The organism is Aquabacterium humicola (genome assembly GCF_030167915.1).
GTDB classification, from domain to species: domain Bacteria; phylum Pseudomonadota; class Gammaproteobacteria; order Burkholderiales; family Burkholderiaceae_C; genus Pseudaquabacterium; species Pseudaquabacterium humicola.
In genome coordinates, this window is sequence record NZ_JARGNB010000008.1 from 104,692 (window position 1) to 120,251 (window position 15,560).

Sequence of the window (15,560 nt, forward strand, 5' to 3'; positions counted from 1 at the left end):
AAGCGTTATTCGATCGTGTATTCCAGCGGCGCGAGCACGTCGCCTTCGAGCGCTGTGCCGTCTTCCCTGTAGGGCTCGAACTGCGCGCGGCGCATCGCCTGCAGCGCCTGGTCGTCCAGGCGCTGGTGGCCGGAGGACTTGTGCAGCGTGATCTGCTTCGGCCGGCCGTCGATGCCGACCAGCACGCGCAGCACGACGGTGCCGGACTCGCCGAGCCGGCGCGAGGCCATCGGCACCTCGATCGGCGGCTGCACGCGGTAGCGCACCGCGCTGGGCGGCAGGCGCTTCGCCGGTGCCGGCGGCACGGGCGCGGGCGGGGCCAGGGGTGCGGGCGGGGCGTCGACCACCGCCACCGGTGCGGGCGCGGGCAGCGGTGCCGGCACGACGAACGGTGCGGGCGCGGGCACCGGCGTCGGCGCGGTGGCAATGACCGGCGCCGGTGTCACGCGGGGCTGCGGCAGCGGCGGGCGCGGCGGCGGTGGCGATGGCCGTTCCGGCTTGGGCGGCGCTTCGACGGCGATGAAATCGACGACCAGCGGCGACACCTCGCGCACGGCATCGCGCACCGCGTCGATCTGCAGCAGGCCCCACAGCGCGAACAAGTGGGCGCTCGCGACGCCGGCGACCAGCAGGCGGCGTTCGTTGCGCCCGAGCTCGTTGCGGCTGGCGGCCAGCGGCAGCGGCGACGGGGCAGGGCCGGACCCCGTGGCGGCGGCTGGCAGCGGCAATGCGGTGGAGTTCATGACGCGGCTGTCGATCAGCGGCAGCGAAGGGTCCCTTGGATCTCGCGGATCATAACGGGAATGCGAATGATTCGTAAATAGGATCGTAATCCGGAGGCGACATGTGCCGCCGCCCCTGTCGCCCAGCGGATCACCACGCGGCAGCGCCCCTGCTACGCTTGCCGGCCATGAGCTTCCTCGCCATCGACATCGGCAATACGCGGCTGAAGTGGTCGCTCTACGGCTCGCCGCAGCCGGGCGCGGCGGTGCTGTCGCACGGAGCGGTCTTCCTCGAGAACATCGACCACCTGGCGGAGGGCGACTGGAAATCGCTGGCGCCGCCGGCCAGCGTGCTGGGCTGCAATGTCGCCGGCGATGCGATACGTCGGCGCGTCGAGGAACAGCTCGAGTTGTGGGACATCGAGCCGCGCTGGGTCGTCTCCAGCAGCCACGCGGGAGGCATCCACAACGGCTACGACCACCCCGGGCGGCTCGGCACCGACCGCTTCGTCGCGCACATCGGCGCCCGCCACCACGTGCTCTCGCGCGGGGTCGTTCGGCCGGTGCTGGTGGTGATGATCGGCACCGCGGTGACGGTCGACGCGGTGGACGCCGACGGCAACTTCCTCGGCGGGCTGATCCTGCCCGGCCACGGCATCATGCTGCGCGCGCTGGAAAGCGGCACGGCCGGCCTGCGTGTGCCGACCGGCGACGTGGTGAAGTTCCCGACCAATACCAGCGACGCGTTGACCAGCGGCGGCACCTACGCGATCACCGGCGCGATCGAGCGCATGCACCGCCACCTCGCGGCGCACTGCGGCGAGCCGCCGCTGACGATCGTCACCGGCGGTGCCGGCTGGAAGGTCGCGCCGTCGATGGAGCTCGAGCACGAGCTCGTCGATTCGCTGATCTTCGACGGCCTGCTGGTGCTGCAGTCGCACCGGCTGGCGCTGTAGCGCCCGCGGCTTGCGTCGCGACCGCCGGGACGCGTACCTTGCGTGCTAGAGGATGTAGCGCGAGAGGTCTTCGTTGCGGGCAAGCTCGCCGAGCTTCGCGTCGACCGCCGCGGCGTCGATGTTCACCGTCTGGCCGGCGCGGTTCGGCGCGTCGAAGCTGACCTCGTCGAGCAGCCGCTCCATCACCGTCGACAGCCGGCGTGCGCCGATGTTCTCGGTGCGCTCGTTGACGTCGTAGGCGATCTGCGCCAGACGCCGGATGCCTTCCGGCGACAGCTCCAGCGTCACGCCCTCGGTGGCCAGCAGCGCCTGGTACTGCTTGATCAGGCTGGCGTGCGTGCTGGTCAGGATGGCCTCGAAGTCGTCGACCGACAGCGAGCCCAGCTCGACGCGGATCGGAAAGCGGCCCTGCAGCTCCGGGATCAGGTCGCTCGGCTTGGCCAGGTGGAAGGCGCCCGAGGCGATGAACAGGATGTGGTCGGTCTTCACCATGCCGTGCTTGGTGCTGACCGTCGTGCCCTCGACCAGCGGCAGCAGGTCGCGCTGCACGCCCTGGCGCGAGACCTCGGCGCCGCCGTGCTCGCTGCGCGACGCGACCTTGTCGATCTCGTCGATGAAGACGATGCCGTTCTGTTCGGCATTGGCGAGGGCGCGGGTCTTGATCTCCTCGTCGTTGACCAGCTTCGCCGCTTCCTCGTCGATCAGCAGCTTCTGCGCCTCGGCGATCTTCAGCTTGCGGGTCTTCTTCCGCGCGCCGCCGAGCTGCGAGAACATGCCCTTCAGCTGCTCGGCCATCTCCTCCATGCCCGGCGGCGTCATGATCTCCATGCCGGGGCGCATCTCGGCAAGCTCGATCTCGATCTCCTTGTCGGCCAGCGTGCCCTCGCGCAGGCGCTTGCGCATCACCTGGCGCGCGGTGCTGTCCGGCGCGGGCGCGGCCGGCGCTGCCGCGAAGCCGAAACCCGCCGCCGCGTCCCGTGCCGGCGGCACCAGCGCGTCGAGGATGCGCTCCTCGGCGGCGTCCTCGGCCAGCGCGCGCTGGCGCTTCATCGCCGCTTCGCGCTCCTGCTTGACCGCCATGTCGACGAGGTCGCGTACGATGGTGTCGACGTCCTTGCCGACGTAGCCGACCTCGGTGAACTTGGTCGCCTCGACCTTGATGAAGGGGGCATCGGCGAGCTTGGCCAGACGGCGGGCGATCTCGGTCTTGCCGACGCCGGTCGGGCCGATCATCAGGATGTTCTTCGGCGTGATCTCGGCACGCAGCTTCTCGTCGACCTGCTGGCGGCGCCAGCGGTTGCGCAGCGCAATGGCCACCGCGCGCTTGGCGGCGGCCTGGCCGACGATGTGGCGGTCGAGCTCGGAGACGATTTCCTGCGGGGTCATGCTCATCGGGTCAGCCCAGCGTCTCGATGGTGTGATTCTGGTTGGTGTAGATGCACAGGTCGCCGGCGATCACCAGCGACTGCTTGATGATGTCGGCCGCGCCGAGATCGGTGTGCTGCAGCAGGGCGCGCGCCGCGGCCTGGGCATAGGCGCCGCCCGAGCCGATCGCGATGATGCCGAGCTCGGGCTCCAGCACGTCGCCATTGCCGGTGATGATCAGGCTCGCCTCGAGGTCGGCGACCGCCAGCATCGCCTCCAGCCGACGCAGCACGCGGTCGGTGCGCCAGTCCTTGGTCAGCTCGATCGCCGCGCGCACCAGATGCCCCTGGTGTTTCTCGAGCTTGGCCTCGAAGCGTTCGAACAGCGTGAAGGCGTCGGCGGTGGCGCCGGCGAAGCCGGCGAGCACCTGGTCGCGGTAGAGCTTGCGCACCTTGCGCGCGCTGGCCTTGACGACGATGTTGCCCAGCGTGACCTGGCCGTCGCCGCCGAGGGCGACCTGCCAGCCCTGCGGCGTCTGCCGGCGCACGCTGACGATGGTGGTGCCGTGGAAGGGTTCCATAGAGGGATTCAGGTGGAGGTGGCGGCGGCGCCTGCAAGCGCGCGGGCCGCGTCGCGCGGCCGCTGCACGACGGCTCAGTCGCGCAGGACCTGGACGCGCGCGTGCTCGTTGATGCCCATCGCGCCGAAGAACAGCGCGACGAGGCGGTGCGCCTCGGTGAAGGTGACGCTGCGGTTCTGGCCGCGCTTGGCCAGCACCCAGTTCAACAGGTCGCCGGCGGCGATGAAGTCGACGCGGATCAGGCGGGCGCAGGACACGGTGACCAGCGGCGCCGCGGCCAGCTTGGCGTCGATGACCTTCAGCGTCGCGCCGATGTCGCCGATCAGCTGGCCGGACAGGTCGACGTTCGCCACCTGCTGCCCGCCCTGCGGGTCGTCGAGCAGGCTCGACTCGAGGAAGCCCGTGGAGACCTCGTTGACGGTGGAGATCGGCTGCCCGCTGCTCGAATGCGTGCTGCCGGCCAGGCGCACCGTGCATTCGCTGCGCTCCCAGGACGGCGGTGACACTTCGTAGGTCACGCAGTAGTCGATCGCGGTCTCGTCGAACTGGTCGGGCCGGTTGGTCAGGCGCAGGGCTTCGAGCCGGCACATCCAGAAGATCGGGTCGGCATCGCGCACGCCCGTCGGCGCGGCTTCCTGAAGCGTGGTGAACAGTTGCTCGCCCGCCTGCCAGCGCATCTCGATGCGCTGCTTCGCCCACTGGCGGAAGAGGTCGGTCAGCTGCGACGCCGCTTCGGCCTCGATGTGGCGCAGCGCCGACCAGTCGAGCACCCAGGGCAGCGGCAGCTGCAGCGTGGCCGAGCGCAGGCGTGCGACGGCATCGATGTCGAGCACCTCGGTCGAGACCCAGCCGACGTCACCGGTGGGCGCCCGCGGCGCCTTCGGCCGCTCTTCGACGGCCGCGGCGTCGGCGACCCGCTTGGGCAGCGAGTACCACTGCGGCGACGAACTGCCGAAGAGGTTCGAGAAGTCGAAGGACAGCGCCTCGAACTTCTGCTGCTGGCCGATCGCCCGGTACAGGTCGAACAGCACCAGCCAGGTCTCGGTGTGCTGATACCGCGGACTGCCTTCCTTGACCAGCTGGGTCAGCGCGTCCTCGCAGCTCGTGAAGTCGGCATTCGCGAAGGCGATGACCGCTTCGTCGAGTTCGGGGTCGTGCACGACCTCGCTGACCTCGACGGCAAGGTTGGAGCCGAAATCGTTCAGGCGGGCCGCCGGCGCGGGGGCCGGGGCGGGCGCCTTCGCCGGCGCAGGCGTCGGCGCGGCCGCCAGGGAAGGGGCCGGACGGCCCGGCTCGGCCGGACGCAGCGGCGCCATGCCCGCGCCCATCACCACCGGTGCGGGCGCGGCCGCAGGGGGGACGTCGAAGGCCGGCAGCGGCGGCAGCGCGGGCAGGCGCTCGCCGTCGTCCTCGCCGCCGCTGTCGCCTTCGTCCGCCGGCACCTGGCTGGGATGGAAGGCCACCGGCTGCGTCGGCGCGTTGTAGAAGCCCGGCGAACGCTTGGTGCTCGACGGGCGCACGCCTTCGCCGACCATCTGCTGCTCGATCTCGTCGATCTTGGCCTTCACGCGCACGTCCTGGCGCGCACCGCCCTCGGCCAGGCGCACTTCGGAATCGTCGATGCGCGACGAGCCGCCCAGCGCGGCCAGCTGCTCGGGCGACAGGCCTTCGCGGCGCAGGCGGCGCAGCATGTCGAATTCACGCTTGCGGACGAAGTCGTTGCGCCGCTTGCGCTCGACCATCGCCTTCAGCTCGGACCGCTCCAGGTCCAGGTCGCGGCTGTCTTCCTGGCGCGAGTTGATGTCGGACCAGTCCGTGGCCGGGTTAGCCACGAAGCGCACGACCTTGCGCAGGAAGCTTTCGCCGTCCTTGGAGTCGGCCATGCGTTGCTCAGTCGCCGAACATCTTCTGCTTGAGCTCGCGGCGCTGCTGGGCTTCGAGCGACAAGGTCGCCGTCGGCCGAGCGAGCAAGCGGCCGAGGCCGATCGGTTCGCCGGTCTCGTCGCAATAGCCGTAGTCGCCGGCCTCGATGCGGCCGAGCGACTGCGAGATCTTCTTCAGCAGCTTGCGCTCGCGGTCGCGGGTGCGCAGCTCGAGTGCATGCTCTTCCTCGATCGTCGCGCGGTCGGCGGGGTCGGGCACGATGGACGTGTCTTCGCGCAGGTGCTCGGTGGTTTCGCCGGCGTTCGACAGCAGGTCGTCCTTCAGCGCCTGCAGGCGGGCGCGGAAGAAGTCGAGCTGCTTGTCGTTCATGTACTCGCTGTCCGGCATCGCCAGCAGCTCGGGTTCGGTCAGGTCTCGGCCGGCCTTGGATTTCCAGGCGTTCGCGAGCTTCGGGTCTGCCTTGACGGCAGGCTTCACAGTTTCCATCGGTTCGGGGAATCCACGAGCAGGGGGCTTCGGAGGGGAAAACCGGTCCGAGAACCGGTTGCCCGGCGCCGGCGCGGCGACGGCGACCTGCACGGCCTGGTCGGCATGCGCGGCCTCGATGGCCGGTCCGCGCGCTTCGGCGTGCTTGGCAGCAGGCGCCTTCGCCGACGCGACCTTGGTTGGGGTCTTTGCGGCAGGCGCAGGCGCCGCCGTTGCCGCCGCGGCCGTCTTGCGGGGTGCGGCGGGCTTCTCGGTGGCTGGGCTCTTGGCCGAGGTCTTGCTCACTTCGGAACTCCTCGCACTGGCTTTATACCTGTATCTGCCTCGGCCGGGGTTGCTTTGTCGGCGTCGGTTTTGGGCGCGCGGATTGTAGGCACGGATTTGGGGGGGATCCGCCGCCGTTGCTCATCTCAGACGAGACAGCCTTCGAGGCCCTGTTGCAGGATGTCGCGCGGCAGGTCGATGCCGATGAAGACCATCTTGCTCTGCTTCTTCTCGGACGGCAGCCACTTCGGGCCCAGATCACTGCCCATCAACTGGTGCACGCCCTGGAAGATCACTTTCCGGTCGGCACCTTTCATCCACAGCACACCCTTGTAGCGCAGCAGCTTCGGGCCGTAGACCTGCACGATCGAGCCGAGGAAATCCTCCAGCTTGGCGGCGTTGAAGGCCCGGTCCGAGCGGAAGACCATCGACTTCACGTCGTCGTCGTGGGCGTGGTGGTGCGGGTGGTCGCAGTGTTCGCCGTGCTCGTGATCATGGTCGTGATCGTGGTCATGACCATGGTGATCGTGGTCATGATCGTCGGCGGCCGTCAGGAACTCCGGGTCGATCTCGAGCTTGGCGTTGAGGTTGAAGCCGCGCAGGTCGAACACCTGCGACAGCGGCACCTCGCCGAAGTGCACCTTCTGCTGCGGCGCCCGCGGGTTCATGTGCTTGATGCGGTGCGTCAGCGCGTGCACGGCGTCTTCGTCGACGAGATCCGTCTTGCTGATGAAGATCTGGTCGGCGAAGCCGATCTGGCGCCGCGCTTCCTGCCGCGTATCGAGCTGCTGGTCGGCGTGCTTGGCGTCGACGAGCGTCAGCACCGAGTCCAGCAGGTAGCTCTCGGCGATCTCGTCGTCCATGAAGAAGGTCTGCGCGACCGGGCCGGGGTCGGCGAGGCCCGTGGTCTCGATCACCACCCGCTCGAAGTCGAGCTCGCCCTTGCGGCGCTTCTCGGCCAGGTCCGACAGCGTCGAGCGCAGGTCCTCGCGGATCGTGCAGCAGACGCAGCCGTTGCTCATCTGGATGACCTGCTCGTTCGAGTCCATCACCAGGATGTCGTTGTCGATGTTCTCCTCGCCGAACTCGTTCTCGATCACCGCGATCTTCTGGCCGTGGGCCTCGGTCAGCACGCGCTTGAGCAGGGTGGTCTTGCCGCTGCCGAGAAAGCCGGTCAGGATGGTCGCGGGAATGAGGCCGTTGGACATGGAGGCTCCGGGAACGAGGGGCTGCAGAGAAGGCACGGGAACAGAAAGGGGCAGCCCGGCCATCTGGGGGCGGCGAACTGTGTTGCAAGGGCCAGGCCCTGTCAACCGCCTTCCGGACCGTCCCTGCCGCCGGGCTGGGGTATTCTCCAACCCATCGCGACTAGCGACACCCGACGTGTCAGAACCCCCTTCCGGCCGGCATCCCCAACGTGCCGGCGGTGACAAGCGCAGCTTCTTCGAACGGCTGGTCGAGTTCGTCTCGCCCGGGCCCGATTCGCGCGACGCGCTGATCGAGACGCTCGCCAACGCCGAGCATCGGGAGCTGATCCCGCCGGAGTCGCGGATCATGCTCGAGGGCGTGATCCGCATGGCCGACCTGACGGCCGGCGACGTGATGGTCGCCGCGCCGCGCATGGACCTGCTGGCGATCGATGCCCCCTACGACGAGGTGCTCAATGCCGTCATCGAGACCGGCCACTCGCGCTTCCCGGTCTACGAGGGTGAGCGGGACAACATCATCGGCATCCTGCTGGCGAAGGACCTGCTGAAGCTGCAGCGCGCACCGGAGCTGAACCTGCGGACCCTGCTGCGGCCGGCGGTCTTCGTGCCGGAGTCGAAGAACCTGAACGAACTGCTGCGGGACTTCCGCTCCAACCGCAACCACCTGGCGATCGTCATCGACGAGTTCGGCCGCATCGCCGGCGTGCTGACGATCGAGGACGTGCTGGAGGAAATCGTCGGCGAGATCGAGGATGAGTTCGACGACGACGAGGCCGAGAGCGGCATCTACACGCTGGCCGACGGCACGCAGCGCGTCGCCGGCGACACGACGATCGCCGCGGTGAACCAGGCCTTCGCCACCGCGCTGCCGTCGGACGAGTTCGACACCATCGGCGGCCTGGTCGCGCACGAGATGGGTCGTGTGCCGCGGCGCGGCGAGACGGTCGAGGTCGGCGGCCTCGCGTTCCAGGTGATGCTGACGCGCGGCGGCGCGGTGCGCTGGTTCAAGACCACGCGTGTCGCCGCGGGCGACGGCGACGGCGCTTGAACCCGCAGACCGGGCGGGGCCCGGCCGCGCGCGCCGACGGCCTCACGGCCCTGACGCTTGGTGCGTTGCAGACGCTGGCCTTCGTCCAGACCTCCTGGCTGTGGCCGCTGCAGCTGCTGTGCCTGATCTGGCTGGCGACCGCCGCACGCGGCTCGTCGACCGGCCGCGCGGCGTGGATCGGCTGGCTGTTCGGCCTCGGCTGGGGCGTCGCCGGCACCTGGTGGCTGTTCATCAGCATGCACCGCTATGGCGGCCTGGCCGCGCCGCTGGCCGCCGCCGCGGTCGGGCTGCTGTCGGCGGCGCTGGCGCTGTACATGGCGCTGGCGCTGGCACTGTTCGCACGCGGCCGGCGCGGCCCGCCGATCGCCGATGCGGCGCTCTTCGCGCTGGCCTGGGTCGGCGCCGAGCTCGCGCGCGGGCTGCTCTTCACCGGCTTCCCGTGGGTCGCGAGCGGTTATGCGCAGGTCGACGGGCCGCTGGCCGCCTGGGCCCCGTGGCTCGGTGTCTACGGCATCGGCGGCCTGCTCGCCTTCAGCGCCGCGCTGGTCGCCTATGGCGCGTCGAGCTGGTGGCGGGCGATGGTCGAGCGCGGTGCGGCGGTCGCGACCCGCGCCGCCCGCATCCGCACCGCGCTGTCGCTGCTGATCGCCGCGGGCGTGTGGTTGCTGTCGGAAGCGATCGGCCCCATCGACTTCACCCGGCCGACCCGGCGGCTGGCGGTGACGCTGCTGCAGACCAACGTCGCGCAGGACCAGAAGTTCGCGGTCGAGCACCTGCCGGCCGCGCTGGCCTGGGTGGCCGGTGCGCTGCGTTCGGCTGGAGGCGACCTGGTGATCGCGCCCGAGACCGCGGTGCCGCTGCTGCCGGCGCAGCTGGATGCGTTCGACCCCGGGTATTGGCCGGCGCTGCGCAACCACTTCACCGAGGCGGCGGGCAAGCCGGCGGCGCTGGTCGGTGTGCCGCTGGGCGACCTGGAAGCAAGCTACAGCAATGCCGTCGTCGGCCTCGGCCCCAGCGCGCCGTACCGCTACGACAAGGTGCACCTCGTGCCTTTCGGCGAATTCATCCCGACCGGCTTCCGCTGGTTCACCGACCTGATGAACATCCCGCTCGGCGACTTCACCCGCGGCCGGCCCGACGCGCCGTCCTTCGCGGTCGCCGGTGAACGCATCGCGCCGAACATCTGCTACGAGGACCTGTTCGGCGAGGAGCTCGCGCTGCGCTTCCTTCGCGAGGGCACCGCGCCGACGATGCTGGCCAACGTCAGCAACATCGGCTGGTTCGGCGACACCATCGCCGTCACCCAGCACCTGAACATCTCGCGCATGCGTACGCTGGAGCTGCAGCGGCCGATGCTGCGCGCGACCAATACCGGCGCGACGGCCATCGTCGACCACACGGGCCGGGTCACCGCGCAGCTGGCACCCTTCACGCGCGACGTGCTCAAGGGCAGCGTCGAAGGCCGCGACGGCCGCACGCCGTACGCCGTGTGGGTTGGCCGGCTCGGCCTGTGGCCGCTGCTGATCGCGGCCTGGGCCCTGCTGCTGATCTTCGGCTGGCGACCGCGTCGGTAAACTTCGGGGTTTGTCTTCGTCGCCGACGAGCCCCCGATGCTCACCTTCCAGCAACTGATTCTGCGCCTCCAGGACTATTGGGACGCCCAAGGCTGTGCGCTGCTGCAGCCCTACGACATGGAAGTGGGTGCCGGCACCAGCCACACGGCGACCTTCCTGCGCGCGCTCGGCCCCGAGCCGTGGAAAGCCGCCTACGTGCAGCCCAGCCGCCGCCCCAAGGACGGCCGCTACGGCGAGAACCCGAACCGCCTGCAGCACTACTACCAGTACCAGGTGGTGCTGAAGCCCGCGCCCGAGAACATCCTGGAGCTCTACCTCGGCTCGCTGGAAGCCGTCGGCTTCGACCTGAAGAAGAACGACATCCGCTTCGTCGAGGACGACTGGGAGAACCCGACGCTCGGCTGCTGGGGCCTGGGCTGGGAAGTCTGGCTCAATGGCATGGAGGTGACGCAGTTCACCTACTTCCAGCAGGTCGGCGGCATCGACTGCAAGCCGATCACCGGCGAGATCACCTACGGCCTGGAGCGGCTGGCGATGTACCTGCAGGGCGTCGAGAGCGTCTACCAGCTGAAGTGGACGGACACCCTGAGCTACGGCGACGTCTACCACCAGAACGAAGTCGAGCAGAGCACCTACAACTTCGAGCACAGCGACGTCGAGTTCCTGCTGCAGGCCTTCTCGGCGCACGAGCGCCAGAGCAAGCACCTGATGGAAGCGCAGCTCGCGCTGCCGGCCTACGAGCAGCTGCTGAAGGCCGGCCACAGCTTCAACCTGCTCGATGCACGCGGCGCGATCAGCGTCACCGAGCGCGCCGGCTACATCGGCCGCATCCGCAACCTCGCGCGTGCGGTCGCGCAGAGCTACGTCGACAGCCGCGCGCGCCTCGGGTTCCCGATGGCGCCGAAGGCCTGGGCCGCCGAAGTGCTTGGCCGACTTGGAAAAGATGAAGGTGGCTTGACCGTATGAGCACGAACAAGAACCTGCTGGTCGAGCTGTTCGTCGAGGAACTGCCGCCGAAGGCACTGAAGAAGCTCGGTGAGGCCTTCGCATCGACGCTGGCGGCCTCGCTGCAGTCGCAAGGCCTGGTGGCCGCGGGTGCGAAGGTGACGCCGTTCGCCTCGCCGCGGCGGCTGGCGGTGCATGTCGAAGGTGTCGCCGGCAAGGCCGCCGACAAGGCGGTGCAGCAGAAGCTGATGCCGGTGGCGGTGGCGCTCGATGCCTCCGGCGCACCGACGCCGGCGCTGCTGAAGAAGCTGGCCGCGCTGGGCGCCGACGCCTCCGCGGTGCCGAACCTGAAGCGCACCGGCGACGGCAAGGCCGAAGCCCTGTTCCTCGACAGCGTGGTGCCCGGTGCGACGCTGGCCGAAGGCCTGCAGCGTGCACTCGACGAGGCGATCGCGAAGCTGCCGATCCCGAAGGTGATGAGCTACCAGCTGGCCGACGGCTGGTCGAGCGTGAACTTCGTGCGCCCGGCGCATGGGCTGGTCGCGCTGCATGGGGAGGCGGTCGTCGAGATCAAGGCGCTCGGCTTGAGTGCCGGCCGCACGACCCAGGGCCATCGCTTCGAAGCCGCCGTCAGCCCGGTCACGCTGCGCGATGCCGACAGCTACGCCGCGCAGCTGGAATCGGAAGGCGCCGTGATTGCGAGCTTCGATGCGCGCCGCGCCGAGATCGCGCGCCAGCTGGCGGCCAAGGCGACGGAGCAGGGCCTGCAGCCGATCGACGACGAGGCGCTGCTCGACGAGGTCACCGCGCTGGTCGAACGGCCGAACGTGCTGCTGTGCCGCTTCGAGCCCGAGTTCCTCGCGGTGCCGCAGGAATGCCTGATCCTGACGATGAAGGCCAACCAGAAGTACTTCCCGCTGCTCGACGCGGCGGGCCGGCTGACGCACCAGTTCCTGGTCGTCAGCAACATCCGGCCGGCCGATGCGTCGGCGGTGACCGGCGGCAACGAGCGTGTCGTGCGCCCGCGCCTGGCCGATGCCAAGTTCTTCTTCGACCAGGACCGCAAGCGCTCGCTGGCCGACCGCGTCGGCGGCCTCGACAAGGTGGTCTACCACAACAAGCTCGGCACGCAGGGCGAACGCTCCGGGCGCGTGCGGGCCATCGCGCGGCGCATCGGCGACCAGCTCGGCGGCGCGGTGCTGGCCGATGCCGCCGACCGCGCCGCTTTGCTGGCCAAGGCCGACCTGCTGACCGACATGGTCGGCGAGTTCCCCGAGCTGCAGGGCGTGATGGGCGGCTACTACGCCCGCCACGACGGCGAGCACGAGGACATCGCGCTGGCGATCGAGGACCACTACCGCCCGCGCTTCGCCGGCGACGCGCTGCCGCGCAACCCGGTCGGCCTGGCGGTGGCGCTGGCCGACAAGCTCGAGACGCTGGCCGGCCTCTTCGGCATCGGCCAGGTGCCCACCGGCGACAAGGACCCGTTCGCGCTGCGCCGCCATGCGCTCGGCGTGATCCGCATGCTGGTCGAGGGCGGGCTGCCGCTGGACATCCACCGGCTCGTCGGCGATGCCTTCGCCGCGTTCGGCCCGGCGCACGGCCAGGCGCAGGCCGAGGTCGGCTTCTTCCTGCGCGAACGACTCGCCGGCTGGCTGCGCGAGCAGGGCTACAGCGTGCAGGAGGTCGAGGCGGTGGTCGAGTCGCGTCCCGAGCGCTGGGCAGAGATCCCGAAGCGGCTGGCGGCCGTGCGCGCCTTCGCGGCGCTGCCGGAAGCCGCGTCGCTGGCCGCCGCGAACAAGCGCGTCGGCAACATCCTGAAGAAATCGGAAGCCGGCGCGGCGGTCGACGTGCAGCCGGCGCTGCTGAAGGAAGCCGCCGAAGCGGCGCTCTTCGACGCGCTGGGCGCCGTGCAGCCGGCCGCCGACGCGGCTTTCGAGCGCGGCGACTACACCGAGTCTCTGCTGGCGCTGGCCGCGCTGAAGGTGCCGGTCGACGCCTTCTTCGACGGCGTGATGGTCAATGCCGACGATGCCGCGCTGCGCAACAACCGCCTAGCGCTGCTGCGTCGGTTGCATGCGGCGATGAACCGCGTCGCCGACCTGTCGCGCCTGGCGGCCTGAGCGCCGCGGCGCAACCCGAATCACGAGGAGATCCGCGATGCAACCGGTGGTCAAGCTGGTGATCCTGGGCCGAGACGGCATCCTCAACGAATACCGGGACGACCACGTCAAGTCGCCGGAGGAGTGGCACCCGATCGACGGCGCGCTCGAGGCGGTGGCGCGGCTGAACCACGCCGGCTGGCACGTCGTCGTCGCGACGAACCAGAGCGGCATCGGCCGCGGCATGATCGACATGGCCTCGGTGAACGCGGTGCACAGCCACATGATGCAAAGACTGATGGCCGCCGGCGGCCGCCTCGACGCGGTGTTCTTCTGCCCGCACACGCCGCAGGACCAGTGCGACTGCCGCAAGCCGCTGCCCGGGCTGATGCGCGAGATCGGCCGCCGCTACGGCATCGACCTGAAGTCGGTGCCGATGGTGTCCGACACCCTGCGCGACATGCAGGCCGCGCGCGCGGCGGGTTGCGAGGCGCACCTCGTGCTGTCGGGCCGCTCGGCGGGGCTGGACGATGCGCAGATCCAGCGCCTGCTGGCGCAGGTGCCGAACGGCGCGGAAGTGCACGCCAACCTCAACGCGTTCGCCGAGTACCTGCTGCGGCGCGACCACGCGCCGATCTCGGGTCCGGGCGAGCTGCACTGATGCTGTCGGCGGTCCGATCCTTCCTCTTCGTGCTGTGGATGGCGGTCACGGTGGTGCCGTGGGCGCTGACGGTGCTGGTGTTCTCGATCTTCGTGCGCGGGCGGCCGGTGTACTGGCTGTGCGTCGGCTGGCTGCGCGTCGCGGTGTGGGGTGCGCGCGTGATCTGCGGCGTGCGCCACCGCATCCAGGGCATGGAGCACCTGCCGAAGGCCGACGACGAGAAGGCCGCGGTGCTGCTGGCGCCGAAGCACCAGTCGACCTGGGAGACCTTCGCGTTCCCGACGCTGATGCCGCACCCGCTGTGCTACGTGTTCAAGCGCGAGCTGCTGTACATCCCCTTCTTCGGCTGGGCGATGAGCCGGCTGGACATGATCCACATCGACCGCAGCAAGCGCACCGAAGCCTGGAACAAGGTGGCCGAGCAGGGGCGCCAGCTGATGTCGCAGGGCCTGTGGGTCATCATGTTCCCCGAGGGCACGCGCAGCGCGCGCGGCAGCCAGGGCACCTACAAGAACGGCGCCAGCCGGCTGGCCATCGCCACCGGCACGCCGATCGTGCCGATCGCGGTGAACTCCGCGCGCTGCTGGCCGCGCAAGCAGTTCCTGCTGACGCCCGGCGTGATCGACATCGTGATCGGCAAGCCGATCCCGGTCGAAGGCCGCGAGCCCGAGGAGCTGATGCGCGAGGTCGAGGCCTGGATCGAGGCCGAGATGCGGCGCATCGACCCGGAGGCTTATACGAACGAGGCCGCGGCCGCCCTGTCGCCCCGCTAGAGTGGCCGCTCACGACACGGTCATCGCCCCTTCGTACATCCCTTCGTAGAATGAGCCGCCATGCCGCGGCCCGACGCTCCGCCCGAGTCGACCGATCCCGAGCAGCTGTCGCTGTTCGATGCACCGTCGCCCGCGCCCGTCGCGCGGCCGGCCGCGCCGCCCGCGATCGGCCCGGCCGCCGCACCGGCGCCAGTGCCCATGGCCCGCTTCCACCACCCGCGCGCGCAGCGCCACATCGACCTCGGCGAGCACCGCGTCGCCTACGAGTTCCGCCGCGCCCGCCGGCGCAGCATCGGCTTCGTCGTCAGCGCCGAGGGGCTGAGCGTCAGCGCCCCGCGCTGGGTCGGCGTCGGCGAGGTGGAGCAGGCGCTGCAGGCCAAGGCCGGCTGGATCCTGCGCAAGCTGCACGAGCAGCAGCAGCGCGCCGAGCGCCTCCAGGCCAGCCGCGTGCGCTGGCACGACGGCACCAGCCTGCCGTTCCTCGGCGAGACGGTGATCCTCGTGCTCGACCCGCGCGTGACCGGCGCGGTGCTGCACAGCGCCGCCGACGCGCTGCCGGGCGTGCCGAAGCTGACGCTGCATGTCGGCCTGCCGCAGGCCGCCGGCGAGGCGCAGATCCGCGAGGCCGTGCAGAGCTGGCTGCAGCGCCAGGCGCGCCGCATCTTCGAGGAGCGCTGCGCGCTGTTCGCGCCGCGGCTGGGCGTGCGCATGAAGCGGCTGTCCCTGAGCTCGGCCTCGACGCGCTGGGGCTCGGCAAGCGCCGACGGCTCGGTGCGGCTGAACTGGCGCCTCGTGCATTTCGGCCTGCCGGTGATCGACTACGTCGTTACGCACGAGCTCGCGCACCTGCGCGAGATGAACCACAGCGCCGCGTTCTGGGACGTCGTGCGCTCGGTGCTGCCGGACTTCGAGCAGCGTCGCGGGCTGCTGCGCAGCGAGCTGCTGCCGTCCTTCGACTGACCGCGCCCGCCGGCGGGCCGGCCGGCGTCTGG

At 70.2% G+C, this 15,560-nt stretch carries 14 protein-coding genes; 8 read left to right on the top strand and 6 right to left on the bottom strand.

The features are described from left to right. Positions 1 to 5 precede the first annotated feature (5 nt). A complete protein-coding gene (locus tag P1K89_RS27385) occupies positions 6 to 743 on the bottom strand; it encodes an energy transducer TonB (RefSeq protein ID WP_284619711.1) in 738 nt (245 codons plus the stop codon). Positions 744 to 910: 167 nt separating this feature from the next. Here P1K89_RS27385 and P1K89_RS27390 point away from each other — a divergent pair, with 167 nt between their 5' ends. Then, the gene (locus tag P1K89_RS27390; RefSeq protein ID WP_284619712.1) at positions 911 to 1,678 is read left to right on the top strand and encodes a type III pantothenate kinase; all 768 of its coding nucleotides are present in this window, start codon (positions 911 to 913) and stop codon (positions 1,676 to 1,678) included. Positions 1,679 to 1,723: 45 nt separating this feature from the next. Here the strand turns inward: P1K89_RS27390 and hslU are convergent, their stop codons facing one another. The 5 genes from hslU to P1K89_RS27415 all read right to left on the bottom strand — a co-directional run bounded on the left by hslU (position 1,724) and on the right by P1K89_RS27415 (position 7,465). Then, a complete protein-coding gene (hslU, locus tag P1K89_RS27395) occupies positions 1,724 to 3,070 on the bottom strand; it encodes an ATP-dependent protease ATPase subunit HslU (protein WP_284619713.1) in 1,347 nt (448 codons plus the stop codon). A 4-nt stretch (positions 3,071 to 3,074) separates the two neighbouring features. Further along, positions 3,075 to 3,623, bottom strand: coding sequence for an ATP-dependent protease subunit HslV (hslV, locus tag P1K89_RS27400; RefSeq protein WP_284619714.1), 549 nt, complete (start codon positions 3,621 to 3,623; stop codon positions 3,075 to 3,077). Between the two features lie 74 nt (positions 3,624 to 3,697). After that, a complete protein-coding gene (locus P1K89_RS27405) occupies positions 3,698 to 5,506 on the bottom strand; it encodes an STAS domain-containing protein (protein ID WP_284619715.1) in 1,809 nt (602 codons plus the stop codon). Between the two features lie 7 nt (positions 5,507 to 5,513). Next, the gene (gene dksA / locus P1K89_RS27410) at positions 5,514 to 6,278 is read right to left on the bottom strand and encodes an RNA polymerase-binding protein DksA (protein ID WP_284619716.1); all 765 of its coding nucleotides are present in this window, start codon (positions 6,276 to 6,278) and stop codon (positions 5,514 to 5,516) included. Between the two features lie 125 nt (positions 6,279 to 6,403). Further along, positions 6,404 to 7,465 (bottom strand): CobW family GTP-binding protein, encoded by a 1,062-nt coding sequence (locus P1K89_RS27415; RefSeq protein ID WP_284619717.1) that lies wholly within the window; start codon positions 7,463 to 7,465, stop codon positions 6,404 to 6,406. Between the two features lie 175 nt (positions 7,466 to 7,640). Between P1K89_RS27415 and P1K89_RS27420 the strand changes: the two genes are divergently transcribed. From P1K89_RS27420 to P1K89_RS27450, 7 genes are read left to right on the top strand one after another with little or no spacing between them, the layout of a single operon-like run. Next, positions 7,641 to 8,513 carry a CorC family transporter gene (locus P1K89_RS27420; protein ID WP_284619718.1) on the top strand — a complete coding sequence of 291 codons (873 nt, stop codon included), beginning with the start codon at positions 7,641 to 7,643 and terminating at the stop codon, positions 8,511 to 8,513. Continuing rightward, a complete protein-coding gene (gene lnt / locus P1K89_RS27425; protein ID WP_284619719.1) occupies positions 8,510 to 10,087 on the top strand; it encodes an apolipoprotein N-acyltransferase in 1,578 nt (525 codons plus the stop codon). The genes P1K89_RS27420 and lnt overlap by 4 nt, the downstream gene beginning before the upstream one ends. A 36-nt stretch (positions 10,088 to 10,123) precedes the next feature. Then, positions 10,124 to 11,053 (top strand): glycine--tRNA ligase subunit alpha, encoded by a 930-nt coding sequence (gene glyQ, locus P1K89_RS27430; protein WP_284619720.1) that lies wholly within the window; start codon positions 10,124 to 10,126, stop codon positions 11,051 to 11,053. Beyond that, the gene (gene glyS / locus P1K89_RS27435) at positions 11,050 to 13,155 is read left to right on the top strand and encodes a glycine--tRNA ligase subunit beta (protein ID WP_284619721.1); all 2,106 of its coding nucleotides are present in this window, start codon (positions 11,050 to 11,052) and stop codon (positions 13,153 to 13,155) included. Before glyQ ends, glyS begins: the two co-directional genes overlap by 4 nt. A gap of 37 nt (positions 13,156 to 13,192) precedes the next feature. After that, the gene (gmhB, locus tag P1K89_RS27440; RefSeq protein WP_284619722.1) at positions 13,193 to 13,795 is read left to right on the top strand and encodes a D-glycero-beta-D-manno-heptose 1,7-bisphosphate 7-phosphatase; all 603 of its coding nucleotides are present in this window, start codon (positions 13,193 to 13,195) and stop codon (positions 13,793 to 13,795) included. After that, entirely contained in the window at positions 13,795 to 14,568 is a 774-nt protein-coding gene (locus P1K89_RS27445) for a lysophospholipid acyltransferase family protein (protein WP_439898039.1), read from the top strand. The genes gmhB and P1K89_RS27445 overlap by 1 nt, the downstream gene beginning before the upstream one ends. Positions 14,569 to 14,628: 60 nt before the next feature. Beyond that, on the top strand, positions 14,629 to 15,528 hold the full coding sequence (locus tag P1K89_RS27450; protein ID WP_284619723.1) for a M48 family metallopeptidase: 900 nt from the start codon (positions 14,629 to 14,631) through the stop codon (positions 15,526 to 15,528). Positions 15,529 to 15,560 lie beyond the last annotated feature (32 nt).